Source organism: Lentilactobacillus curieae (assembly GCF_000785105.2).
Classification (GTDB): Bacteria; Bacillota; Bacilli; order Lactobacillales; family Lactobacillaceae; genus Lentilactobacillus; species Lentilactobacillus curieae.
In genome coordinates, this window is sequence record NZ_CP018906.1 from 1,897,194 (window position 1) to 1,920,875 (window position 23,682).

General features: G+C 38.8%; 26 protein-coding genes and 1 riboswitch. Of the genes, 1 reads left to right on the plus strand and 25 read right to left on the minus strand.

Features of this window, described 5'->3' with window-relative positions:
* Window positions 1-42 precede the first annotated feature (42 nt).
* From dprA to PL11_RS09260, 11 genes are all read right to left on the minus strand, one after another.
* On the minus strand, window positions 43-912 hold the full coding sequence (dprA, locus tag PL11_RS09210; protein WP_035167131.1) for a DNA-processing protein DprA: 870 nt from the start codon (window positions 910-912) through the stop codon (window positions 43-45).
* A 36-nt stretch (window positions 913-948) separates the two neighbouring features.
* The gene (locus PL11_RS09215) at window positions 949-1,710 is read right to left on the minus strand and encodes a ribonuclease HII (RefSeq protein ID WP_035167130.1); all 762 of its coding nucleotides are present in this window, start codon (window positions 1,708-1,710) and stop codon (window positions 949-951) included.
* On the minus strand, window positions 1,697-2,569 hold the full coding sequence (ylqF, locus tag PL11_RS09220; protein WP_035167129.1) for a ribosome biogenesis GTPase YlqF: 873 nt from the start codon (window positions 2,567-2,569) through the stop codon (window positions 1,697-1,699). Before ylqF ends, PL11_RS09215 begins: the two co-directional genes overlap by 14 nt.
* A gap of 12 nt (window positions 2,570-2,581) precedes the next feature.
* Entirely contained in the window at window positions 2,582-2,797 is a 216-nt protein-coding gene (locus PL11_RS09225) for a YozE family protein (RefSeq protein ID WP_035167128.1), read from the minus strand.
* A 21-nt stretch (window positions 2,798-2,818) separates the two neighbouring features.
* Window positions 2,819-3,418 carry a YpmS family protein gene (locus PL11_RS09230; RefSeq protein WP_035167127.1) on the minus strand — a complete coding sequence of 200 codons (600 nt, stop codon included), beginning with the start codon at window positions 3,416-3,418 and terminating at the stop codon, window positions 2,819-2,821.
* Window positions 3,419-3,475: 57 nt separating this feature from the next.
* On the minus strand, window positions 3,476-4,312 hold the full coding sequence (locus PL11_RS09235; RefSeq protein ID WP_052127784.1) for a DUF459 domain-containing protein: 837 nt from the start codon (window positions 4,310-4,312) through the stop codon (window positions 3,476-3,478).
* 96 nt (window positions 4,313-4,408) lie between these two features.
* Entirely contained in the window at window positions 4,409-5,254 is an 846-nt protein-coding gene (locus PL11_RS09240; RefSeq protein WP_035167126.1) for a DegV family protein, read from the minus strand.
* A 91-nt stretch (window positions 5,255-5,345) separates the two neighbouring features.
* Window positions 5,346-5,834, minus strand: a complete 489-nt coding sequence (locus PL11_RS09245; RefSeq protein ID WP_035167125.1) for a dihydrofolate reductase — start codon at window positions 5,832-5,834, stop codon at window positions 5,346-5,348.
* Between the two features lie 10 nt (window positions 5,835-5,844).
* Entirely contained in the window at window positions 5,845-6,795 is a 951-nt protein-coding gene (locus PL11_RS09250; RefSeq protein WP_035167124.1) for a thymidylate synthase, read from the minus strand.
* A gap of 15 nt (window positions 6,796-6,810) precedes the next feature.
* The gene (locus PL11_RS09255) at window positions 6,811-8,706 is read right to left on the minus strand and encodes an ABC-F family ATP-binding cassette domain-containing protein (RefSeq protein ID WP_035167122.1); all 1,896 of its coding nucleotides are present in this window, start codon (window positions 8,704-8,706) and stop codon (window positions 6,811-6,813) included.
* On the minus strand, window positions 8,707-9,921 hold the full coding sequence (locus PL11_RS09260; RefSeq protein ID WP_237047490.1) for a CCA tRNA nucleotidyltransferase: 1,215 nt from the start codon (window positions 9,919-9,921) through the stop codon (window positions 8,707-8,709).
* A 132-nt stretch (window positions 9,922-10,053) separates the two neighbouring features.
* Between PL11_RS09260 and PL11_RS09265 the strand changes: the two genes are divergently transcribed.
* Window positions 10,054-10,944, plus strand: a complete 891-nt coding sequence (locus PL11_RS09265) for a YitT family protein (protein ID WP_035167118.1) — start codon at window positions 10,054-10,056, stop codon at window positions 10,942-10,944.
* A gap of 53 nt (window positions 10,945-10,997) precedes the next feature.
* Here the strand turns inward: PL11_RS09265 and PL11_RS09270 are convergent, their stop codons facing one another.
* The 14 genes from PL11_RS09270 to xerD form a co-directional block, all read right to left on the minus strand.
* Window positions 10,998-12,260: a tetratricopeptide repeat protein gene (locus PL11_RS09270; RefSeq protein WP_035167116.1), complete on the minus strand. Its 1,263-nt coding sequence runs from the start codon at window positions 12,258-12,260 to the stop codon at window positions 10,998-11,000.
* A gap of 65 nt (window positions 12,261-12,325) precedes the next feature.
* The gene (locus tag PL11_RS09275; RefSeq protein ID WP_035167114.1) at window positions 12,326-12,601 is read right to left on the minus strand and encodes an HU family DNA-binding protein; all 276 of its coding nucleotides are present in this window, start codon (window positions 12,599-12,601) and stop codon (window positions 12,326-12,328) included.
* Window positions 12,602-12,802: 201 nt separating this feature from the next.
* Entirely contained in the window at window positions 12,803-14,110 is a 1,308-nt protein-coding gene (gene der, locus PL11_RS09280) for a ribosome biogenesis GTPase Der (RefSeq protein WP_035167112.1), read from the minus strand.
* A 75-nt stretch (window positions 14,111-14,185) separates the two neighbouring features.
* Window positions 14,186-15,406: a 30S ribosomal protein S1 gene (gene rpsA / locus PL11_RS09285; RefSeq protein ID WP_035167109.1), complete on the minus strand. Its 1,221-nt coding sequence runs from the start codon at window positions 15,404-15,406 to the stop codon at window positions 14,186-14,188.
* An 81-nt stretch (window positions 15,407-15,487) separates the two neighbouring features.
* Entirely contained in the window at window positions 15,488-16,171 is a 684-nt protein-coding gene (cmk, locus tag PL11_RS09290) for a (d)CMP kinase (protein WP_035167107.1), read from the minus strand.
* A 21-nt stretch (window positions 16,172-16,192) separates the two neighbouring features.
* Window positions 16,193-16,942, minus strand: a complete 750-nt coding sequence (locus PL11_RS09295) for a LysM peptidoglycan-binding domain-containing protein (protein ID WP_035167106.1) — start codon at window positions 16,940-16,942, stop codon at window positions 16,193-16,195.
* 63 nt (window positions 16,943-17,005) lie between these two features.
* Entirely contained in the window at window positions 17,006-18,457 is a 1,452-nt protein-coding gene (locus tag PL11_RS09300; RefSeq protein WP_035167104.1) for a RecQ family ATP-dependent DNA helicase, read from the minus strand.
* Window positions 18,447-19,499, minus strand: a complete 1,053-nt coding sequence (locus PL11_RS09305; RefSeq protein WP_035167102.1) for a helix-turn-helix domain-containing protein — start codon at window positions 19,497-19,499, stop codon at window positions 18,447-18,449. Before PL11_RS09305 ends, PL11_RS09300 begins: the two co-directional genes overlap by 11 nt.
* A gap of 47 nt (window positions 19,500-19,546) precedes the next feature.
* Window positions 19,547-20,131, minus strand: a complete 585-nt coding sequence (locus PL11_RS09310; protein ID WP_035167101.1) for an ECF transporter S component — start codon at window positions 20,129-20,131, stop codon at window positions 19,547-19,549.
* A gap of 73 nt (window positions 20,132-20,204) precedes the next feature.
* A riboswitch (FMN riboswitch) is annotated at window positions 20,205-20,325 on the minus strand.
* A 56-nt stretch (window positions 20,326-20,381) separates the two neighbouring features.
* On the minus strand, window positions 20,382-21,104 hold the full coding sequence (locus PL11_RS09315; protein WP_035167098.1) for a pseudouridine synthase: 723 nt from the start codon (window positions 21,102-21,104) through the stop codon (window positions 20,382-20,384).
* Entirely contained in the window at window positions 21,104-21,694 is a 591-nt protein-coding gene (gene scpB, locus PL11_RS09320) for an SMC-Scp complex subunit ScpB (protein WP_035167097.1), read from the minus strand. The genes PL11_RS09315 and scpB overlap by 1 nt, the downstream gene beginning before the upstream one ends.
* Window positions 21,675-22,430, minus strand: coding sequence for a segregation and condensation protein A (locus tag PL11_RS09325; protein WP_035167095.1), 756 nt, complete (start codon window positions 22,428-22,430; stop codon window positions 21,675-21,677). Before PL11_RS09325 ends, scpB begins: the two co-directional genes overlap by 20 nt.
* Window positions 22,427-22,783: a hypothetical protein gene (locus PL11_RS09330; protein ID WP_035167093.1), complete on the minus strand. Its 357-nt coding sequence runs from the start codon at window positions 22,781-22,783 to the stop codon at window positions 22,427-22,429. The genes PL11_RS09325 and PL11_RS09330 overlap by 4 nt, the downstream gene beginning before the upstream one ends.
* Before the next feature lie 11 nt (window positions 22,784-22,794).
* The gene (xerD, locus tag PL11_RS09335) at window positions 22,795-23,682 is read right to left on the minus strand and encodes a site-specific tyrosine recombinase XerD (protein ID WP_035167091.1); all 888 of its coding nucleotides are present in this window, start codon (window positions 23,680-23,682) and stop codon (window positions 22,795-22,797) included.

Genomic DNA, 23,682 nt, shown 5'->3' on the forward strand with positions numbered 1-23,682 from the left:
AATCACAAATCTTTCATATCATATTGCACAAATTTCTGAGTGTCAACACAATAACTCTTCAATAACGTGTTCTGCAGCTAAAATTGGTTTGGCGCCTGCCAAAATCAACTCGTTGGTGCCAACAGACATTTGAGCATTAATTGGCCCGGGAATCGCGAATACTTCTCTGTTATTTTGCAGGGCCAGGTTAGCTGTAATCAAACTTCCAGAATGAGATTTAGCTTCAGTAACCAACACTCCCTGGCACAAGCCGGCAATAATCCGATTCCTTTCGGGGAAGTGATGTTGCATTGGTCCCATACTTTCTGGATACTCACTGATCAATAATTGGTGCTCACCTATGTGTTCTTGGAGCTTACGATTTTCACTTGGATAATATCGACCAATTCCAGTTCCAATAACTGCAATCGTCTTACCTCCATTAGCAAGTGATATTCGATGAGCTAAAGAATCCACCCCCCGGGCTAAACCTGACACGATAGTCAGATTATGTAGCAATAAATCAGGAACGATTTGGCTTAAAACGTTCCTTGAATAATCAGTTGCTGTCCGACTGCCAACTACTCCAAGCATTGGCGTCTTTAATAAATCTAAGTTACCTTGATAGAAAAAACCAATTGGTGGTAAATAACTTTCCCTTAGTTGATTTGGGTATCTATCGTCAGTGATTGACAACCAATTATCATAATTTAACTTACCCTGTTTTTCAAGACTACGCTGCTCGTTAAAACTGGAAGTAAATCTCGCTTGCCTACTTTTGGGAATCTTTAAAATTTCGATAATTGCTGTTGCATCAAGACACTCAATCTCCGAATCAGAAAAACTTTTCAGCGCCTGATACAACAAATATTCAGACTTTAACCCCAATCCAGAACTTTTCTTTACTATTAATAAGAACTCAGATAAACGCATCTAATCACCCTTTTAAGTAATAGATACGGATTTGGGTCATAGATTATCTGCGACAGGTGAAAAACTCCGTCGATGAATTGGACAAGGCCCAACCGATTTAAGAGCTTCAAGATGCTTTTTGGTTCCATACCCAGCATTAGTATCAAAATCATATTCTGGGTATATCTTTGCGTAATCTGCCATTACTTCATCTCGGTAAACTTTTGCAATGATACTTGCGGCTGAAACACTGATGCTCTGGGAATCTGCCTTGACCATATCCAACTGGGGAATTGATACCGGAACGTTCATTGCGTCAACGATTAACTGCTCTGGGCGTGGCGATAAAGATAATACCGCGTCTTTCATCGCAAGTCTAGCAGCTTCGTAAATATTTACGGAGTCGATAATTTGATTATTGATTACCCCAAAGCCATATGCGAGCGCCTCTTGTTTGATTTGTGGAGCTAAAAGCTGGCGTTTCTTGTCACTCAATTGTTTTGAATCATTCACTTCAATCAGATCAAAGTCAGACGGTAAAGTTACGGCGGCAGCAACCACTGGGCCAGCTAATGGACCTCGGCCAACTTCATCAACTCCGGCAACGTAATTGATACCTTTGTGCCACAGGCTCTGCTCGAACTTAAACCGTGCCTGAAAGGCTACTTTTCGCTGATTATCCTTTTTAATGCGGCGCTTACATGAAGTTAACGCCTGGATAACACCTTTTCTAGGATCGCCACTTAAGCTTTCTAATAGTGGATCATCGAGCTCAGTAACATCAGCCAACAGGCTTTTTATTACACTAATAGTCTGCATTATCTGACTCCTCTAAATCCGCAACAGAATCTAGAGTAAATCCACCTAATTTTCCAGATCTTGCATCCTGAATTAAGCGGTCACTTGCTCGCATGTAATCATCTTGCATACCCACTTGTTTGGTTATTTTAAGAAGCAGGTCTACATCCGAAAGCTCAAAGTCAGATTCACTCAAACGATAACGTTCTGCTAGGCCTTGGTGAAGGGAAGTTCTAAACTGGCTCAATGCATAAAGAGCGATGTCATCAGATGAATAAACACTCTCTTTAATCGCCCCAGTCAAAGCCAATTTATTGGCAATCTCTTGGCTTTGAAATTTTGGCCATAAAATTCCTGGAGTATCTAATAACTCTAATTTTTCACTAGATTTCAACCATTGTTGTCCCTTGGTAACTCCAGGACGATTTCCAACTTGTGCGGCACGACGATTTACTAATCGGTTAAGAACTGTTGATTTACCAACGTTTGGCACCCCAACACTCACGGCTCTAATTGGTCTACTCTTCATGCCCTTTGCTTCTTCTCGAGCAAGCTTATCCTTCAAGATTGGATTAATTTTACTAAGAACTGAGTTAGTCCCAAACTTTGTCTTTGCGTCAACTGCCATTGCTGGTTGTCCAATTGAATCAAAGTACTCCAACCACTCTCTAGTTTGCTTTTCATCAGCTAAATCGCGCTTAGTCATGATGTAAAGGTGTGGTTTATCACCACTAATTCTTTTAACTTCAGGGTTCATTGATGATAGTGGAATCCTGGCATCAAGAATTTCAAAAACGATGTCGACTAACGAAACATTTTCTTCGAATTGGCGAATCGCCTTGGCCATATGGCCTGGAAACCATTGAATATTAACTCCCATGTTGTTCCTCCATTAAGATTCTCTGTATTCATTAAATACTTTATCAAAGATATCCATGCTGGGTAAGTAACCAGCGTTTTCTTCAAGGTACTTTGAAATTTCCTCAAAATCAGTTGATTGCTTGGGGAAAGATTGGTCGTAAAATGCGTTGTTTGCAAATTCTGCCTCCGGGTCAATGCTTCCCGGATTACGCTTTGTCATCAAAAATTGATAAAACGTCCTTCTCATATTAGATACACCTTCACTTAATTACTCTTTTGGTAACAAAATTTTTAGTTTGAACTTTCCATTACCAGCCATATCTATCTTTGTTGCTTTGAAGTTAATTCCTTCGGCGCCATTGAGACTAGTAATATTTAAATTGATTTTTTTGGCAGCAGGATCTATTGAGACCCACTGAGGTAAGTGGTAACTGCTCTTTACGTATAATAACACTAACCGCAAAGGCAACCGTTGTCTACCAATCGACAATTTATTAGCATCTAACTCAACATTTCCGCTCTTTGTGACTTTAGGCGTAAACGACAATGCATAAGGGACATCAGCACCCAGTAATTTTAATTTTCCATACACAATTCCATCGTCTTTAACCTGGAATCGATACTTAATTGAGCCTGACTGCTCCTTTTGGATTTTATCTAAATAAAAGTCGGCTAAGTCATTTACCTGACTTTTGTTTAAAGTTATATCTACCGCTTGGCGACTAGAGTTATCAGTTGTTGAAGATACTGGAGTCCTTGACCCAGCAAACATCAATCCTATCATAATTACAAAACCGGCAATTATGACACCAAGCAAGCTGAAAAAGGCAATTTTATATGGCTGTTTTTGTTGATTATTTTTTCTCATCGCTACTCCTTAGTACCGGTAAATGTGTTTTCATGCTTTTGTACAGCTGTTGTGTCATCACTTGATATCCTTTTTGTTTGGATGAAAATGGTCATCGTTAGAAATTAAATTATTTTTGTCATCGTTGTTTGAACCAAATAATTCAATAATCGAGTTTGCTGAAAGACCATGCTGAAGACTAGGCTGTTTTTGAGCATCACGTATTAGTTTCTTGTGTTGTTCTTGAGTTTGATACTTTCCATCAGACAATTCGTTGCTGATGGGAACAAAGTACATATTTTTATGATTTTTTACTGTCGACTTGGTTAATTTATTAGTCTGGTTGATTGCTTGGCTGATAAATTTCACTTGTGGCAAATAAACGTAAACTGGATTATAAATTCCAAACACATATACCTGTGCATCAGGATTCTGCTTTCGAACGTCGGCGAGTAACTTATTCGCATTCTTTGCATAATCCCGTTCAAATGTGGCTAACTGTAAATCAAGTGTACTTTTCTGTTCCATCATCAAATTTCGTTTAATAAAATGAATTAAGTCGTTGCCACCAAAGGTCATTACAATAACGTTCGAACGTTGAATGTTTTTCTGCAATTTGTGGCTATGATCAACCCGATAGTCAATTTGAACCGAGGTCTCCCCAGCTATCCCAAAATTACTTGCAGTTACCTTAGAGGTGGGCAGCTGATCTTGAAGTTTCTTGGTAATCATATACACATAACCACCACGATTATTGGGATCACCAACTCCCTGTGTCAGCGAATCCCCGACAGCGGTTATATCGATGTTTTCGGTCCGATTTGATTGTGACCACCACCGAAAGCCAACCCAACCGCCCAGACAAATTAACACTAATAAGCCGAGTGATATTACTAATTTAACGCTTTTTTTCATAAACTGTCCTTAAAATTTTATCGTTTTTTTAATATTTATCATAAACAAACAAAGACTGGTACAAAACACTCGTTTTGCATCAGTCTCTAAGCCAATTTAGTAATTCTCTAAGTAATAAAGCGCAAATGCCCCTTCGCCAGCGTGGGTAGAAACTACTGGTGAGGTTACGCGATATAAGAACGGAATATCTGAAAATGACTGCTTAACCTGATCAGCAAGTTCAGAGATGAAATCAGTCGAGTTAACGTATGAAATAGCTACAGAACTGAGACTCTCATCTTGCTTCAATTTATCAAGTGCATTAAAGCAGTACTTCTTCATTGATTTCATTCCGCGTAATTTTGATTTGATTTTTAAATCGCCATTATATACAGAAAGAATAATCTTAATATTTAATAGGTTTGTAACCGCACCAACAAATGGATGTAACCGGCCACCTTTAACGATATTGTCTAGGGTCATTACCCCCATGAACATCTTTGTATGAACCTTAACCTTTTCGAGCTCTGACAGAATTTCGTCAATGGAGTTTCCTTCTAAAGCCATCTGTCCAGCCTTAATAACTTGGAAAGCAAGGCCACGGTCAATGTTGCCACTATCAATTACGGTTACATTTGAACTTGAAAGTGTACCAGCTTGTTTAGCTGCGTTGACAGTACCGCTAAGCCCTTCCATCATACAAATACAGAGAACTGGACTGCCATCTTCACCAAGTCGATTGAAAGCATCGACAAATTTACCAACTGGCGGTTGGCTTGTCTTGGGCAAGTTATCCGCAGTTAACATTTTTTTGACAAAATCTTCTCTAGTAATGGTTTCCCCATCAACATAGACTGTTTCGTCAATCATAACTGACAAAGGCACCACAGTAATCCCCAAATTATTGATTTCTTCTTCGCTCAATTGTGCAGATGAATCTGTAACAATTTTAACGTTTGCCATATTTGCCACTCGTTTCCTTTTTTAAATGTAAATAATAAGTCACCAATTATTATAACAAAGATACACCGTTTTAACACGGCATTCTGACGACTTAATTGTTTCTAACAAAGATTTGAAATTTGTGTGGATATTGGTTCTTTTCATCCATAATTCCCTGGGTCTCAGATAATAAATCAAATTGTGTGTAATCAATTTCTGGAATGTAAGTATCACCAGAAAAATCGTGGTCAATTTTGGTTCGGTATAGCCGATCGACACTACCAAGTAATTGTTTAAAAATGTTGGCCCCGCCGGTAACAAAAAATTCCTTATCGCCATTATTTTTAGCGAGCTCTAAAAAGCTATCAATACTTGATAGCACAATTACGCCCTCAGGAAAATCGTTATGAGTCGAAATCACATAATTATCCCGACCAGGTAGTGGCCGGTTGTAACTTCTAAACGTCCTTGAACCAGAAACAATTGGGTTACCCATTGTCGTATCTTTAAAGTACTTCATATCGTCAGGAAGTTTCCAAGGCAACGTCCCATGATTTCCCATGACGCCATGGTTAGCTTCCGCCCAAATAAAAGATATCATTAGCTCACCCCTACACAGCAACTGGTGCTTTAATTGCTGAATGAGGATCATAATTTTCCACTTTAATATCTTTCATATCAAAGTCATCAATACTATGTTTTTCAGGATTTAACCAAAGCTTTGGAGCTGGACGAGGGTCACGCATCAATTGCTCTTTAATCTGATCAATGTGATTTGAATAAATATGAGCATCACCCAACGTGTGGACAAACTCGCCTGGTTCCAACCCAACTTCTCTTGCAATCAACATAGTTAGTAATGAATAACTAGCAATGTTATATGGCACTCCAAGGAAAATATCTCCCGAGCGTTGGTAAAGTTGGCAGCTTAATTTTCCATCTGCAACGTAAAATTGGAACATAGTGTGGCAAGGAGGTAAAGCCATTGATGGAACATCTTCTGGATTCCAAGCTGAAACAATCATTCTCCGAGAATCTGGATGAGTCTTTAATGTATCAATCACGTTTTGAATTTGATCAATAGTTTCGCCGTTTGAGGTTTGCCAAGCACGCCACTGACTTCCATAGATTAAACCAAGATCGCCGTACTTTTCAGCAAAAGTATCATCATTGACAATTTGTTCACAGAACTTTTTCTTTTCATCCTGATAAACTTTGTTAAATTCAGGATCATTTTGCGCCCGATGAGAAAAGTCCGTCATGTCTGGTCCTTTGTAGTCAGCAGAGGCCACATACTTCTCAAAGGCCCATTCGTCCCAAATATGATTCTTATGCTTAAGCAAGTATTGGATGTTGGTATCACCCTTTAAAAACCAAAGTAATTCGCTCTTGATTAAACCAAACGGAACCTTTTTGGTAGTCAATAAAGGAAACCCCTTTGATAAATCAAAGCGCATTTGGTAACCAAACGTACTTAACGTACCGGTATTCGTCCGGTCAGTTTTCTTATTTCCATGTTCTAATACATAGCGTGCTAAGTCTAAATAGGCATCCTCAATCATGAAAAAACCTCCATTTTAATTATCAAACTGAGAGAGATATTCCCAGCGATTCATCTTTTCATTTATTCTATCATCAAGTTCGTCTTTTTGGTTCTGCAAATCAGAAAGTTTTCCGTAGTCACTACCATCAACAGTTCCCATTTCCTGCTGTACCGCGGTTTTCTTCGCTTCTAATTTATCAATATCTTCTTCAATTGTAGCGTACTCTTTTTTCTCCATGTAAGATAACTTAGTTTTTTCTTTTGGCTTTTCGGTATCTTTTGCAACGTTCTGTTGTTTTTCCTTAGTTTGCTTTTTTATCGCAGTCTTTTGCTGAGCCACCGTTTTTAAATACTCACTAAATCTTCCACGGTGTTCCTCAATCTTGCCATTTCCTTCGAATATCAGTAACCGGTCCGCAACTTTATCCAGGAAGTAACGATCATGTGAAACGGTAATGACAGTTCCCTGAAAGTGATTAATGTAATTTTCCAACACAGTTAACGTTGAAATATCTAAATCATTTGAGGGCTCATCTAGAAGCAGGACATTTGGCTGTTCCATCAATAGTTTCAATAGATAAAGCCGGCGTTTTTCGCCACCAGATAACTTTCGAATCAAAGTACCATGCATAAACTTGGGAAACAAAAACTCCTCGAGTAATTCAGTAACGCTAATTTTCTCGCCGTTATTATTAGTAACTTGTTGTCCAATGTCACTTAGGTAAGAAATAACCCGCTTGTCATCATCGATTGGTTCGGTAATTTGTGTATAGTAAGCCAGTTTTACCGTCTCGCCAATCTTAACAACTCCTGAATCGAGGGGAACTTTTCCAGCAATTACGTTTAGCAAAGAAGTTTTTCCTGCTCCGTTTTCACCTGAAATTCCAATTCGCTCATTTCCCTGAATCAAGATGCTAAAGTCATCTAAAATTGGTTTATTATCAATTTTTAAATTTGCATCTTTAATATTGATAACTTCTTTACCCAAACGAGACTGTCCAAGCGAAACCTTGACGTCCTCATCTACTTGCAGGTTCCCAACGTTATCCTTTAACTCATTGAAACGATTAATCCTAGCCTGTTGCTTGGTCGAGCGAGCTTTGGCTCCAGACTTCATCCACGCTAACTCACTTTTATACAATTGTTGAGCTTTATGTTCTGCCTCAATCTCACCTTGAACTCTGGTCGCCTTTTGTTCGACATAGTCCTGGTAATTACCTGTGTACTCATAAAGTTTTCCAAATGACAATTCAAAAATTTTAGTTGCCACTTGATCAAGAAAGTACCGATCATGAGTGACCAACATGATTGCGCCTTTATAGCCGGCTAAATATTTTTCAAGCCAATCAATTGAGTCAAAATCCAGGTGGTTTGTTGGCTCATCTAGTAACAGTAAATCAGGTGACTCAACTAAAACTTGGGCTAAGGCAACCCGCCTTTTTTGTCCACCAGAAAGTTCGCCAACTTTTTTATCGTATTCGGTAATTTTCAACTGGGTCAGAATGGTCTTAACATCACTTTGAATATTCCAGGCATCGTCTTCATTCATTCGTGCCTCAGCCTTCTCGTAACGAGAAACTGCATTTGCATCGTCTGGATGGGTAGAATATTCAGTTAGTGCTTGTTCATAGTTCTTAATGGTTCGGTATATTTGTTGCGATCCACTAAACACCGCATCCATGATTGATAGGGTGTCATCCAAATCTGGATCCTGAGTCAGGTAAGCAATTGAATATGATTTTGAAGTGATAATATCACCGACAGAATCGTGATCTCTACCCGAAATGGCATTAAGCAAGGACGTTTTTCCGGTTCCGTTAGTTCCGATCAAGCCAATCCGATCGTGTTCGTTTATGATAAAGCTCAGTTTATCAAAAAGTGTTTTTTCACCATAGGTTTTAGTTAGATTTTCAACCCGCATCGTTTCCATCTAGTTACTGCCTTCTTCCTTAAGTGCCTTCGCGCTAGCTAGTAAGTCATCATATGTGTTATTTAAATTGTTATTAACCACATTTTCTTCTAGGTACTGTAACACCTTACCTAGTTCTGGACCGGGCTGATAGACATTTTCCATCAACAAATTTTTTGCAGAAAGCGCTAGATCCTTTTTTGATTTAATTTGAAGTTTTGAATATTGGTTGATGAGTACTTTAGTTTCAACATCTAATCCAAATATTTGAGCAACGTGGTCAGCAGCAATCACTGCCACTTCTCCTGCTTGATACAAGGCAAGGTTATCTACTTTATTTGCAGTTACCTTAGTTAATAGCTCAGTTGCCCTAGCAACTTCTTCAGTCAATTGATTAGAACTTTTCCATTCGCGCATAAACTTCGTAGTAGTACTTTGGTTGTAACCAAATACATACGCAAAGATCGTCCACACTTCAATCTCTGATTCTGGTGTTAAATCCAGAGCCAACAACTTTTTAAGCGCTAAGTGCTCAGCTTTGAATCCAGGAACATAGTCAGTTAGCTTAGTTTCAATCATTTTTTCTAAGCCTAAATTTGGCCTGGTTCCCAGCATCATTTTGACAAACTCTTCGTGAATTCTTTCGATGGCAATTTTTTCTAGTAGATAAGCATGACCATGAATTGCGTCTTCAGTAGCAGGTTCAATGTCAAAATCCAGCTGACTAGAAAAGCGAATTGCCCGCATCATTCTGAGTGCATCCTCGTTGAACCGCTCTTCAGCTTCACCCACCGCCCGAATTAATTTATGTTCCATATCATCAAGCCCAGAAAACAAATCTGTGACTTGGCCATCTTCACTGAGTGCCAGGGCATTGATTGTGAAATCACGGCGTTTTAAGTCCTCTTTTAATGAACGAACAAAGGTGACTTCGTCTGGTCTCCGATAATCTTGATAAGTCGACTCTGTTCTAAACGTAGTGACTTCATACCCGTTACCATGATCAAGCACCATAACCGTTCCGTGTTGAATCCCAGTGTCGACGGTACGATTAAATATTTTTTTTACCTCTTCAGGATACGCGCTTGTAGCAATATCTACATCATGAATTTTTCTACCCATAATTGTGTCGCGCACTGACCCGCCGACAAAATAAGCTTCAAAGCCGGCGGCCTCAATGCTTCTCAAAATTGGTAAAGCCTGTTCAAATTCAATTGGAAAATTAGTAATCTTCAAAATAATCGCCATCCGTACATTAATTTACTCACTAAACAATATTAACAGAATGCGATACGATAAAAAAGATGGACAATGATATCTTTAGACTGTTAATATTAAACGTCTGATTAAACATTAAGGGGGTCCATGATGAGCAAAGTAAAAGGACTTTTTAAATCTTACATTTCGATTGTTGATTTACTCATGATTGCACTTGGAACAGCACTATATTCATTTGGAATCGTATATTTCAACATCGCCAACAAGTTAGCTGACGGTGGTGTAACTGGTATCACGTTGATTTTAAGAGCATTATTCGGAATCGACCCAGCATATTCCACGATTTTAGTTAACATTCCACTATTTTTGATTGGAATCAAATTTTTGGGCAAACGAGATATGTTTTACACCCTATACGGAACATTAGCACTATCCATGTTCCTATGGATCTGGCAACGGGTTCCAATTCAAATTAATATACAACACGATTTGCTATTAGCCTCACTTGGAGCAGGATTATTTGGTGGTTTTGGTTCGGGACTAGTATATCGTTTCGGTGGTACCACTGGCGGAATAGATATCGTCGCGCGCCTATTTGAACGGTTCAAAGGAATCCAGATGGGTCAATCCTTACTAGTAATTGATGTGTTAGTTCTGCTATCGTCACTAGTTTATCTTGATATTCGCCAAATGGCATACACATTGATTTATGTCTGGATTTTCTCAGTGATCGTCAACTTCACTCAGCAAGGTGCATACACAGCCAGAGGAATTATCATTATTAGCAATCATTCAGAAACAATTGCTGCAGAACTTATGAAAGAACTTTCTCGTGGTGTTACCTACCTAAACGCTGAGGGTGGCTATTCTCACGTGTCAAAGCAAGTGATTTACACCGTAGTTTCTCCCAGCGAGCTTCACAGGCTTAAGCAAGTTGTCGAGACAATCGATGAACAGGCCTTTATTTCGATTCTAAACGTCCATGAGGCCATTGGAGAAGGCTTCACGTACAAACGGCCAAAGAAGTTCAAACTATTCTAAAACCGCACAAAAAAGGCAGCTGATAAAAAACATCAGCTGCCTTTTTCTATTGCTTAATAGTTTAATTCCTCATCAAGCATTTGTTGCATTTCAAAGTCCTCTGGATCCACTTTAAGATACTTTTGCAAAAGTTCGATTTCTTTTTCTCTGTTGCCGTTTTCCCGATAGAAGAAAATCGCATCCTTTAAAAATTTTGTATCAGAATCTAATTCACGCTCAGCAATCTGAAAATTGGTAGTGGCCCCTTTAATGTCTCCTTTATGATTCAAAGACAAGGCCAGATTGTAAGATAAATGGGCATCAAATAACTCTTGATCAGCAACTGGTTTTAATAAAGTTATGTTCTTATCATCCTCGTTGTTGTCAATGTACCAATCCGAAAGCTTACTCAAAATGGAGAGATCATCTGGCTCAGTTTCATTTGCCTTTTCAAGGTACTGGCCAACCAGTTCATCTTGACCTGCTTGTTTAGCAATTTCACTAGCTTTAACCCACAATTGCTCATTATACTGGTCGTTAGCTAAGCCTTCCTGAACAGTGAGTAGCGCTTTATCCACACGGTTGAGTTCAATGTAAGAATCCGCTAAATATGGATAGATAGAACTGTATTGAGGCTCAAGTTCCCTAATCTCTTCAAAAACATCAATCGCTTTTTGATATTCTTCCAAGCTGAAATAGGTAAACCCAAGTTCAAACTTAACATCAGAATTCATATGAATAGTCTTGATTTGTTCAAGGTATCCTAATGCTTGCTCGAACTTACCAATTTGAGCATAAGAAACTCCTAGTCGTTCTACCAAGTTAACTGCTGACATTTCGGTTGTTCCAGTCTTGATCAGATCAAGGTAGTAGTTAATCGCTTTTCGATATTCCCGGGATGCAAAGTAAAATTCTGCTAGGGCAAACCAAATTGCGGGCTCGTCAGGAGCTAAATTTTGAGCTTCTAAGAGCTTTTGCTCGCTGATCTCAAACATACCTTGCGTCTGGTATAAGTCGGCTGAAACCATTAAAGAACTGACATATTCGTCAGAATCTGGGTTTACCGATGACAAATACTCCAAAGCTTTATCATCATCGTCAGAATCGATTGCCAATTCAGCTAAATTAACTTTTAAAGTATCATCGTCTGGAAATTTTTTGAGTAATTGTTCATAGATATTCTTAGAATGGTCAGAAAAACCATATGAATATAATTCCTCTGCTAAAGAAAACAGATAATCGTCTGTATCATTTTTCAATGCAAGTTTATAGTTTTTTTCAAAGTCGTCTAGTTGTCCCTTTTCAAGAAAATCAAGGGCAGTTTGTGAATAGTTCATAGCAAACCTCCATGAAATAAAAAAAGCCAGTTCGACAATTGCCGATCTGACTTATCAGATGAACACTATTTTACAGCATCCTTAAGCGCTTTACCAGGTTTGAATGCTGGTACCTTGCTTGCTGGAATTTGGATTTCTTGACCTGTTTGAGGGTTACGACCTTTACGTGCAGCACGTTCGCGTACTTCAAAGTTACCGAAACCGATCAATTGAACCTTGTCCCCTTTTGCTAAACTAGCTTGGATTGAATCAAAGACTGCATCCACAGCTGCTGTAGCATCTTTCTTAGTTAAACCAGTTGAAGTTGCAACTGAGCTTACTAATTCTGCTTTGTTTGCCATGAGTGTATTCACCTCCCTCGAAGATAGGTATGTAAAACATCACAAACTGGATTCATAAAAGAATCAGAATTGCTAAAATGACGCCGTTTCAAACATCATTTCTTTTTCAAAGATAGCATAAGAAACCCGTCAGTGCAATGTTTTAACCCAAAAACTTGGGAAAATGGACTTTTTTTGGCATATACAATTTGGTAAACCTTTTTACTTACGACTACGCTTGATTATTCGGATTGGAGTCCCACTAAAGTCAAAATGGTCTCGAATCTGATTTTCCAAGAATCTAGAATAAGAAAAATGCATCAATTCTGGATCATTAACAAAAATCACGAATGTTGGCGGTCCAACAGCAACTTGAGTGGCGTAGTAAATTCGAAGACGCTTAGTATTAACTGTTGGGGTTGGATGAATTGCAATTGCATCCATAATAACGTCGTTCAGTGCAGATGATTGAATTCTACGCTCATGGTTGTCATATACCCGTTTAATCAAGTCAGGTAACTGATCAATTCGCTGCTTAGTTTTAGCTGAAACGAATATAATTGGCGCATAAGTCATGTATTGGAATTCATCACGGATGATTTTTTCAAAGTCTGCTTGAGTATGGTTATTCTTCTTAAGTGTATCCCACTTATTTACCACGATCACAATTGCCTTACCAGCATCATGAGCATACCCTGCAACTCTCTTATCTTGTTCGCGAATTCCTTCTTCAGCGTTGATTACGAACAGAGCAACATCGCTTTGGTCTATGGCACTCATTGCCCGCATTACTGAGTATCTCTCAGTATTTTCATAGACCTTACCCCGTTTTCTGATACCGGCAGTATCAACCATTGTAAAACTAATGTCATTAGCTACAAAACGAGTATCAATTGCATCACGGGTAGTTCCGGCAATATCCGAGACGATTACGCGATCTTCACCTAGTAATGCATTAACAATTGATGATTTTCCAACGTTTGGTCGACCAATTAAACTAAAGCGAATATCATCGTTTTCAACTTCTCCTGAAAGGTCTGGGAAGTTTTCAACGACCTTATCCAAAAGGTCGCCAATACCAAGTCCGTGAACTCCAGAAATTGGAATTGGATCGCCAACTCCCAAAGCATAAAAATCATAGATATCTTCACGGGTTTCTGGATTATCAGCTTTGTTGACAGCCAACACGATTGGCTTATCACTTTGATACAAAATTCGTGCCACCTGCTCATCATCGTCAGTTAAGCCGCTTTTGGCATCAACAATAAACACAATCACATCTGCCTCTTCAATGGCAATTTCAGCCTGGCTCCGAATCTGGGCAGAAAACGGTTGGTCATCCATCTGAATTCCACCGGTATCGATCATGGCAAATTCTGTAGTTAGCCATTCGCCATGAGCATAAATTCTGTCACGAGTCACGCCAGGAGTATCTTCAACAATTGAGATTCTCTCACCGGCAATTCTGTTAAAAATGGTTGATTTCCCAACATTTGGCCGCCCAACAAAGGCAACTGTAGGCATTTTCATAGTTTTGCCTCCCTTCGTAACGAAATAAAAAGATTATCCTGCAAAACGAGGATAATCTTTTTAACTCGTACTTGTTTATTTGTTATCTGAATCTTTAAGTTCGTCACCAATGATGTCACCTAAAGTGAAACCTGATTCTTCATCAGGAGCATCTGCAGTAGAGTTATCGTTAACTGGACCGCGTGATGAACCTTGTTTGTTTGAATTTTCAGTCTTTGGTGCTTCAGTTAGAGCCTTGATAGAAAGTGCAAGACGTTTTCTATCAGGATCAACATCAAGAACCTTGACCTTTACATTTTCACCTTCACTAAGTACATCACCTGGTGTAGCAATGTGTTCGTGAGCAATTTGTGAAATGTGAACTAATCCTTCAACACCTGGGAATACTTCAACAAAGGCACCAAAGTCAGTTAGGCGTTTAACAGTTCCGTCAAGTACGGCACCTGCTGGAGCTTTTTCTTCAATATCGTCCCATGGTTCAGGAAGGGTTTGTTTGATTGAAAGTGAAATTCTATTTTTGTCAAAGTCTACAGAGAGCACCTTAACTTTAACTTCTTGACCCACTTCAAGTACATCAGATGGTTTGTTTACTCGTTCGTAAGCAATTTGTGAAACATGGACTAATCCATCAACACCACCAAGGTCAACGAAGGCACCAAAATCAGTTAAACGAGCAACTTTACCTTCAACAACATCACCTTCGTGAAGAGTTTCCATCAATTTTTCACGGTTAGCAGACTTTTGAACTTCAAGAACTGCACGGTGTGAAAGGATAAGACGGTTAGTTGCAGGATCGATTTCGATAATCTTAAGTTCAAGTTCTTGGTCCTTGTATTCACTAAGATTGTCTACAAAATGGTCAGAAATCATTGATGCAGGAATAAATCCACGTACACCAGTATCAACAACTAGGCCACCTTTAACAACTTGTGTAACTTTTGCATTGATTGTTTCGTCGTTATTTGACTTTTCAACCAATTCGTCCCAAACCTTACGTGCTTGAAGACGACGTGATGAAAGAAGGTAGCTTCCGCCTTCCTTGTCACTACCGATTCTAGAAGTAACAACTAATTGTAGCTTGTCACCAACTTTAATATCATTTACATCTTGGTCTGAAGCAAGTTCTCTTTGTGGAACTACTCCTTCAACACCGGTACCTTCGATACCGACAATTAATTGGTTGTTGTCATCGATTGCTAATACTTCAGCGTTGACGACGTCACCAACATTAACCTCACTTACGCTATTTAAAGCGTCTAATAAATCTTTGTTTTCGTTATTGGTGTTTTCACTCATCAAACATTTCCTCCTTGAAACAACTCTAACCATAAGTTTATCTTATATTTGCTCTAATTGCTAGTTTAATAAACAATTTGTTTAGTTAGAATTGAGTTTTTCTGTAATCACTGAAGCAATCTTGTCAACAACTTCGTCAATTGACAATGAAGTGGTATCAATTTCTACTGCGTCATCGGCCTTAGTTAATGGTGAGATTTTGCGGTGAGAATCTTTGTAATCGCGAGCTTCGATTTCTAATTGCAATTCATCGAGCGGAGTATTAATTCCCTTCTCAATGTTTTCTTTATAACGTCGTTGAGCACGCTCTTCAACGCTGGCGATTAAAAAGATCTTCACTTCAGCATCTGGAAGAACAGTAGTTCCGATGTCTCTACCATCCATAACCACACCACCATCAGCGGCAATTACTTGCTGATCATTGCTCAGCTCTTCGCGCACACTTTGAATTGCGGCGACAGCCGAAACTGAATTAGTGACATCCTCTTGTCTGATGGCCTCAGTAATTTCTTCACCATCAATAAATACCCGTTGATCCGCTTCTCCAGGTTGGAAACTAATTTCTGAGTTTTTAACGATTTCAGAAATTGCCTCAACGTTATCTAGTGAGGTGCCACTTTTGATTGTCTTGTAAGTAATTGCTCTGTACATTGCACCAGTGTCAACATACACGTATTTAAATTGTTTAGCAACTAATTTGGCAACGGTACTTTTACCAGCAGAAGCCGGGCCATCAATTGCTACTTGTAATCCATTCTTGTGCATTTTAAATTTCCAATCCTTAAGTTATTTTACCCGAAGTCTTTGACCGGGTTGTAATTGTGATGTTGAGCTTAAACCATTCATTTGCATTAACTGCTCAACGGTTAAACCATTATTAACGGCAACCCGATAAACACCTTGTCCTGCCTGAACAGTTGCATAATCGCCAGTATTTGTATTTGATGAGCTACTAGACGACGTTTGCCCAGTCTGTGTGCTTGATGAATTAACTGCACTACTAGAAGAATTAGTGGCGGCAGAACTATTTGAGCCCGACTGACTATTCTGCTGTGTTTGGCTGCTATTGTCAACCCTTGAACTTGAAGTAGTTGAATTTGTTCCAGTAGAACTAGAAGCATTCGGCTGACTAGTCTGATTTGTATTACTAGTTGAACCACTCTGAGTATCGGTAGTTGAACTATCATCATTTGAACTAGTTGATTTTTTGTCAGGTTTATCTGCTACATCTGAACTACTGTTTTTGCTATCCGATTTGGATTTTTTTTTTGAATCTGATTGGGAAACCATGGTTACTGAAGAAGAATTACCCCCGTCATTCTTACCCATAGCATTTTGTTTAAACATTCCATAGGCTAAAGCAACCAATGAAATGATAATAATTAACGCCACAACAACAATCGTAATCATATTATGATTATTGTTTTCTTTCCGAAGTTTTACCCTTGACAGATTTCCGTTCTCATCGCGATCCTCTGAAAATGTTTGGTTCCATGGTTCATTTTCTTCAGATGGCTTTTGGTTTTTAGACCCCATACTCTCTCCTCCTTTAGATATCTCCATTAATAAATTTTATCATTAATTAAATCAAAGCTGTAATTAATTTTTCAATAAAAATAACTGATTCAGAATTTTATGCCAATTATCAGCGCTTTGTCGTTGAGTTTGGCTATTGATTGCACCAAAATTGGTCGTGACAAAATTATCTTCATCGTTCCAAAAGTCATTGTCTACATCACAACAAAAAGAGGATTCTGCTTCAAATTCAGCTTGGAAAGGTTCCAATAACTTCTGCCTTCTACAAGTTTGTGATTTAACATAATCAATTACCGCTTGAAGTTCATTCAATCGTTGAATCTTTCTCTGTTTAAAGATTGCCAACACCTTTGCAAGTGGAACTTGATGACGTACGTAATATTGAATAACCCGATAGGACTCATCATTAAACTCAATGGTTGGATTGTCATAAGCATATTCAATCACACTATCATCAGGAATAGTCTTGTCTAGTAAACCCAGATGAACGAATCGGTCATTGTCTGTATATAGCGCTAATGCAATTCCGGGCTTGCCATCGCGACCGCAACGGCCAATTTCTTGCATATAACTTTGTAAATTTGCAGGCACATGGTAATGAATTACAAACCGAATATCTTGTTTGTCTATACCCATTCCAAACGCACTAGTAGCACAAATGATATCAATTTGGTCATTCATAAATTGCTGTTGAACTGAAAACCGATCTTCATTTGACATGCCTCCGTGGTATGGAAGCACACTTAAATCAGTCGACTTTGTTATCTCCTCTGCGACCTTCTCTGCCTTCGAACGACTAGAAAAGTAAATAATTCCCTTCCCCGGCATTACATTTAAAAAATTCGTCAATATGGCCATTTTTGCTGATTCGTCTGGAACTTCCTTAGCTGCCAAAAAAATATTTTCACGATTCACCGGTTGAATTTCAGTAGCAACCGTTTCCTCTGAAAATCCGAGTTTCTGAATAATATCTTCTCTAACTCTATGTGTTGCTGTTGCAGTGATCATCAACGTTAATGGTGAGTTAAGCTGTATCCGAATTCTACCTAAATTTTGATACTCGGGTCGAAAATCGGGCCCCCATTCAGATACACAGTGAGCCTCGTCGATAACAAATAAGCTAATTGTAAGTCTGGTGAATTTAGCCAAAACATCTTGATTTGAAAGCATTTCTGGTGAAACGTAAATGTATTTATAATTGCTCAAATGAGCTAAAACAACCTGCTTTTCTTGATAACTTAAAGCAGATGTCAATGCCACTACCCGTTTCTCTCCTAAATACTGCAAGCGTCGCACTTGATCTTGCATTAATGAAATCAGAGGTGAAACAATCACGACCGTGCCAGGTGAGATTCTGCCAAACAACTGATAAATCAGCGTCTTACCACCACCAGTAGGTAAGATTGCAAAGGTATCTATACCCTGTTCAAGTTTATCAAGCACTTCATGTTGGCCTGGACGAAATTCAGAAAAACCAAAATCTTGCCTGAGAATTTCATTAAGCTTATCTGCCATCTATATTTCTGCTCCTCATTATTTGATACATTCTAAATTCAAAAAAATCGATGTGAAATTGTTCCTCAATTGACCCAGTATACTTCCAATCTACAACTAACTTAGGTGCTTTACTATCAAGCTGTTTAATTAATGCTGGGGAAAGGACTCTTTTGAATACTGGAATCGGATTATCAGCAAGAATTGCCCATTCAAGTAAGTGCTCTCTAACTGTTGTACTCTTAACCCCACGTTTATTTGCAATTTGAACTAAAGAAAGCCTGTCATTTTGAATAAAAATATCGTAAGTGCTTTGCGTGCTCTTAGAAATCAACTCTTTATGTAAGCCCCTCATCAATAAGCTAAAACGTTCATCTTTTCTGGTTAACATCGTTTTTAGTAGTAAGCAATCCCCAATATACATCCAAAGCCAGGCTTCAGGGTTAGTCATCTCATTATTTGAAGCAATTTGGTTGATTGTCTGGCCAAATAAATTATGGCCCACCAACGATCTTGCATAACTGTCAGCAAGGGTTGTTGGCATTTCACTAAAAACAGTTGTCCAAAGAGACTTCATTGCTAAAACTAAATCGTCACCCTTATTATTGACGAACCACGATTTCACCAAGCTATCATTCAACATATCGATTGACTGCGGATAATATTTTGAATTTCCAAAACTATATTCCGAAACAATCTGAGTCGCTAAAACTATTCTGCGCTTGAAAAGTGAAACATCATATTCGCTGGCGATTTGGATGTCATTAACACCTGTCAGTTTTGATAATAACCTTTCTTTAGCCGCCTGGCCTGCTGAGGTCAACTTAACAAAATTATCCGCTGGGGTCTCAATCATTCCTTGCTTAGATAAATCTTTAAGTGCTGTGGTTAAATCCGTAAAGTCTAAGCCGTGAAAAGCATCTAAGTAACCCAAAATATTATAATTTAATCCCCAAAAAAGATTGGAAACAGTTTTCTTTCCAATCAATACGTTGAAAATTGCCTTAATTCGGCGAGATTCAGTATTTGAGCAAAATAGTAAGATTAGGGTCTCAGTTTTCATAATTCTCCTAAAAAAACAATTACCATGTAGGTAATTGTTTTGTGTTATTAGTGATTACGTTTGAATGCTGGTAATAGTGATCCCTTAACTAACAGGAACGCAGCTGCAACAATAATCCCTTTTATTATATTAAATGGAGCCACACCGTACAAGACGATTTCGTTAAGTGGCATTGATAACTTGAATCCAATTAATTGCATGTACATTGGTAATACAAACGCCCAGTTAAGAGCTGTCATGACAACCGTAATCGCAATGGTCATAAAGGCAACAATTGCAAAGCCTTTAACCCATTTATTACGATTTCTAAACAGTTTAGATGCCAATTCGTACCCAAGAATCAAAGTTCCTGATGAAACGAATGAGGCAAAGATTCCAATGAAATTTGGAATTGATACGCCTGTGGTTACCCAATAAAGTAACGCTTTGAGGCCAGCCACCGTTAACCCTGCAAGTGGTCCAAATACGACCGTTGCTAACAAGATTGGTATATCACTAAAGTCAACCTTCATCCACGGAACAAACATGATGATCGGAAACGAGATAAACATCAAAACGTACGAAACTGCTGATAAAACTGACAACTGAACGGTTCGGGTTAATACAAACCTGTTCTTTGAACTTCTTTCCATTGAAAAAACTCCCTTATCAATGGTTATCTTCAAAAAAAGTCCTGACACGGGTGTCAGGACACAATTGTATTAATACAATCTTCTACATACCAGACTTTACTGTCGGCACTGGAATTTCACCAGCTCAGCCGCATCACTGCGGGTCGCGGACTATAACCGCCGGTCGGGAATCTAACCCTGCCCTGAAGACTAACCAAGTTATTTTGTTTAATTAAAATATACCAAATATCGAGCCAAAGTCAATCAATTATCACTTATTATTTGTAAGTTTCTTTAATTGTTCAACTTCATGCGGTTTTAATCTCCGATATTCACCAGCATTTAAACCATTCAGACTCAAAAAGCCGTAGTCCGTTCGGCTGAGTTTTTCAACGGGATGGCCAACCGCAGCAAACATATTTTTAACCTGATGGTTTCTTCCTTCATGAATCGTTAACGAAACAATCGAAGATTTACCATCATCACCTGGCTTTACCAGGTCAGCAGATGCCTTAGCCGTCTTCTTACCATCAATTACGATCCCATCACGCAACTTTTTTAATTCTGGAACGGTAACAGTCCCCTTTACCTTAGCAACATAGGTCTTATCAACCTCGTACTTTGGATGGGTCAATTTATTATCTAGGTCACCGTCATTAGTTAGTAACAGAATCCCTGAAGTATCATAATCCAAACGGCCAACTGGATAGATGCGATATTCAACATCCTTGAAGTAGTCGAGGACAGTTTTTCTACCCTTATCGTCAGAAACGCTAGTTATTACCCCACGAGGTTTATAGAAAAGGTAGTAAACAGGTTCTTCTTTTTGAATCTGAACTCCTTTAACCTCAACGACATCGTTACCAGAAACTTTAGTTCCCAGTTCCTTAACAACTTTCCCGTTGACTTTAACTTCACCGTTAGTAATGTATTGTTCTGCTCTTCTTCTTGATGCAACCCCTGCTTGGGCGATTGCTTTCTGTAATCTTTCCATTAATTTTCCTGCCTTTTACTATCAATTTCACGATTAAACCTGGTCATCAAGGAGTCACTAGTATCTTCGTTCAATACCTCATCCTTTGGTAATTCGGGTAGCTCTGCTTTTGATTTTAAACCAAAGTAGTCCAAACAATAATTCGTAACCCCATACGTTTTAGGATTGCCAATTTCTTTTTTAACACCAGTCACCTTCAATAATCCTTGGTTAACCAACCGATGAATAATTGCAGAACTATTTACCCCCCTGATTTCATCAACCTCAATTCTCGTGATGGGCTCGTTATAGATGACAATTGCGATTGTTTCCAATGAAGCCTGAGACAAAATTCTTGGTTTCTCATCAACAATAAAATCCGTAACTAGGTCTTCGTAGTCAGGCTTTGTTTTTAATCTGTACACATCGTCGCTGACAGTTAATTCAATCCCAGATTGATCATCTTGAGATAAATTGGTAACCATTTCTGCCAAAATTTGTCGACATGCCGGTTTAGCAAGTGATGTCCGTAGAGAAATCTGGGATAAAGAAATTCCAGTATCGCCGGCGGCGTATACCAGTGCTTGAACTTTAGCGTAATTTGTTTGCAACGTCAGCGTCTCCTTTAACTATCTTAATTGTTGAGTTGTGGTCTGGCTGGGTCAACTTGACCTCTTGATACTTGGCCATCTCTAAAATCGCTAGAAAGTCAGTTACCACTTCTTCAGGTTCAGAAGCATGACTAACCAACTGATTAAATGTAATGGAGTTTCCTGACCGGTGCATTAGCTTTCTAATTGCCTCAGTCTGGCTTTCAATCGTATATTGCCATTCATGAACTACAGTAGAAACCGGTTGATTGTATCTAAGCCTCTTTAGTGAATCAACGAATGCTGCCATTAAGTCATACTTGTTAAATGGTGATGGCTCAACTAATGTTTGATCAGGTTCTAGAACCTCAACTGTTGAACGAGTATAACTTTTTCTGCGTTCAGCTTCATGCTCCTTAAAGAACCCAGTAACACTTTTGAAGCGTTTATAGTTAATTAACTGTTGAACCAGGTCTTCCCGTGGATCTTCATCTAGTTGTTCATCGGTATCTTCAATAGCCGGTAATAACATCTTTGATTTTATCAGCATTAACTTAGCTGCCATCACAAAATATTCACCAATAATGTCCAGATTTAGGCTTTCAGCATCATAGATATACTCCATATACTGATCGGTTATTTCAGCGATTTTAATATCATAAATATCCATCTTCGATTGTTGGATTAGGTGAAGGAGCACTTCTAGTGGGCCATCAAAATCGTTCAAGTGAAGCTCAAGTGATTTAGTTTCTGTCATTTTTTGCTCTGCTCCCAACTCTTTAAAATGCTGTGGGTGCTAAAGCTCCCAACAATCTGCTTTTTGCCATAATGTTCTGCTAATTCATTTAACATCTGGTTGCAGCTTTGCTGACTTTGGTTTTGGGGAGTTAATAATAGCTGGTGAATAACAACCTGGCTATCTAATTCCTCAACTCCCAGTAATCCTGCCCAGTTATTGGACTCGCTCTTCCAAAGAAAAATCACCCGGTTATCAGCCTGAGCGTACCAATCCATTTCCTGCTCAACCAAATCCATATTTGGAAATTCGGTAATTAGGGAAAGTAGCCCCATCGTAATTTTTTCATAGTCTTTGCGATATTGATACAGCATCCTACTTCCTCCTAACTCCGCGGGTGAAACTGCTGATAAACTTTTGCTAAGTGCTTTTTTGAAATGTGTGTATAAATTTGGGTTGTCGAAATATCAGAGTGACCCAACAATTCTTGAACAATTCTCAAATCCGCACCATTCTCTAGCAAGTGGGTCGCAAACGAATGGCGGAGTGTATGGACGGTAACGTGGTGCTTGATTCCTGCCAATCCAGCATACTTCTTTATCATTTGCCAAATTGCTTGTCGGGTCAAATGACGGCCACGAGAATTCAAGAACACTTCAGCAGCATTGGTCTGATTTGCCAAAAGTTCTGGCCTAACATCCTCCAAATATTTGGTTAACCATTCCTTAGCAATATCTGAAATCGGCACAATTCGTTCCTTGTCACCCTTACCAAGTACCTGGATCAGATTCATCGGTAAATGTAGATCAACAAGTTTTAAATTAATCAATTCAGACACCCGCAAACCAGTAGCGTACAGGACTTCCAAAATTGCTCGATCTCTAAGTCCCAGTTTTTTTGAAGTTTCTGGTTGCTCAAGTAAACTATTTACTTCATCAATCGACAAAACATCCGGTAGCGTTTTAGCCTGCTTAGGAGAGTCGATTTTTGCCATCGGATCACTCGTAATTTGATTAAATTGCACTAAATAAGCGAAGAATTTTCTTAGGCTAGAAACCATGTGGATAATGGTATTCCTTGATTTTCCTTGGCTCTCTAATTCTTCAAGTAAATTCAGCACAGCATACTGGTCAACAGATTTAATATTGCTATTTTTATCAGCAAAAAAAGCGGTGGCTTCAGTTAGGTCTTGATGATAACTTTGAATTGTGTTGTCAGAAAGGCCCCGTTCCACACGCAAATAATGCAAATAATCCTGTACCAGTTCGTTCAT

What these genes read in the sequence shown, in the direction of transcription:
- dprA (WP_035167131.1), bottom strand. Translation starts at nt 912, where the DNA reads ATGCGTTTATCTGAGTTCTTATTAATAGTAAAGAAAAGTTCTGGATTG.
- PL11_RS09215 (WP_035167130.1), bottom strand. Translation starts at nt 1,710, where the DNA reads ATGCAGACTATTAGTGTAATAAAAAGCCTGTTGGCTGATGTTACTGAG.
- ylqF (WP_035167129.1), bottom strand. Translation starts at nt 2,569, where the DNA reads ATGGGAGTTAATATTCAATGGTTTCCAGGCCATATGGCCAAGGCGATT.
- PL11_RS09225 (WP_035167128.1), bottom strand. Translation starts at nt 2,797, where the DNA reads ATGAGAAGGACGTTTTATCAATTTTTGATGACAAAGCGTAATCCGGGA.
- PL11_RS09230 (WP_035167127.1), bottom strand. Translation starts at nt 3,418, where the DNA reads ATGAGAAAAAATAATCAACAAAAACAGCCATATAAAATTGCCTTTTTC.
- PL11_RS09235 (WP_052127784.1), bottom strand. Translation starts at nt 4,312, where the DNA reads ATGAAAAAAAGCGTTAAATTAGTAATATCACTCGGCTTATTAGTGTTA.
- PL11_RS09240 (WP_035167126.1), bottom strand. Translation starts at nt 5,254, where the DNA reads ATGGCAAACGTTAAAATTGTTACAGATTCATCTGCACAATTGAGCGAA.
- PL11_RS09245 (WP_035167125.1), bottom strand. Translation starts at nt 5,834, where the DNA reads ATGATATCTTTTATTTGGGCGGAAGCTAACCATGGCGTCATGGGAAAT.
- PL11_RS09250 (WP_035167124.1), bottom strand. Translation starts at nt 6,795, where the DNA reads ATGATTGAGGATGCCTATTTAGACTTAGCACGCTATGTATTAGAACAT.
- PL11_RS09255 (WP_035167122.1), bottom strand. Translation starts at nt 8,706, where the DNA reads ATGGAAACGATGCGGGTTGAAAATCTAACTAAAACCTATGGTGAAAAA.
- PL11_RS09265 (WP_035167118.1), top strand. Translation starts at nt 10,054, where the DNA reads ATGAGCAAAGTAAAAGGACTTTTTAAATCTTACATTTCGATTGTTGAT.
- PL11_RS09270 (WP_035167116.1), bottom strand. Translation starts at nt 12,260, where the DNA reads ATGAACTATTCACAAACTGCCCTTGATTTTCTTGAAAAGGGACAACTA.
- PL11_RS09275 (WP_035167114.1), bottom strand. Translation starts at nt 12,601, where the DNA reads ATGGCAAACAAAGCAGAATTAGTAAGCTCAGTTGCAACTTCAACTGGT.
- der (WP_035167112.1), bottom strand. Translation starts at nt 14,110, where the DNA reads ATGAAAATGCCTACAGTTGCCTTTGTTGGGCGGCCAAATGTTGGGAAA.
- rpsA (WP_035167109.1), bottom strand. Translation starts at nt 15,406, where the DNA reads ATGAGTGAAAACACCAATAACGAAAACAAAGATTTATTAGACGCTTTA.
- cmk (WP_035167107.1), bottom strand. Translation starts at nt 16,171, where the DNA reads ATGCACAAGAATGGATTACAAGTAGCAATTGATGGCCCGGCTTCTGCT.
- PL11_RS09295 (WP_035167106.1), bottom strand. Translation starts at nt 16,942, where the DNA reads ATGGGGTCTAAAAACCAAAAGCCATCTGAAGAAAATGAACCATGGAAC.
- PL11_RS09300 (WP_035167104.1), bottom strand. Translation starts at nt 18,457, where the DNA reads ATGGCAGATAAGCTTAATGAAATTCTCAGGCAAGATTTTGGTTTTTCT.
- PL11_RS09305 (WP_035167102.1), bottom strand. Translation starts at nt 19,499, where the DNA reads ATGAAAACTGAGACCCTAATCTTACTATTTTGCTCAAATACTGAATCT.
- PL11_RS09310 (WP_035167101.1), bottom strand. Translation starts at nt 20,131, where the DNA reads ATGGAAAGAAGTTCAAAGAACAGGTTTGTATTAACCCGAACCGTTCAG.
- PL11_RS09315 (WP_035167098.1), bottom strand. Translation starts at nt 21,104, where the DNA reads ATGGAAAGATTACAGAAAGCAATCGCCCAAGCAGGGGTTGCATCAAGA.
- PL11_RS09325 (WP_035167095.1), bottom strand. Translation starts at nt 22,430, where the DNA reads ATGACAGAAACTAAATCACTTGAGCTTCACTTGAACGATTTTGATGGC.
- PL11_RS09330 (WP_035167093.1), bottom strand. Translation starts at nt 22,783, where the DNA reads ATGCTGTATCAATATCGCAAAGACTATGAAAAAATTACGATGGGGCTA.
- xerD (WP_035167091.1), bottom strand. Translation starts at nt 23,682, where the DNA reads ATGAACGAACTGGTACAGGATTATTTGCATTATTTGCGTGTGGAACGG.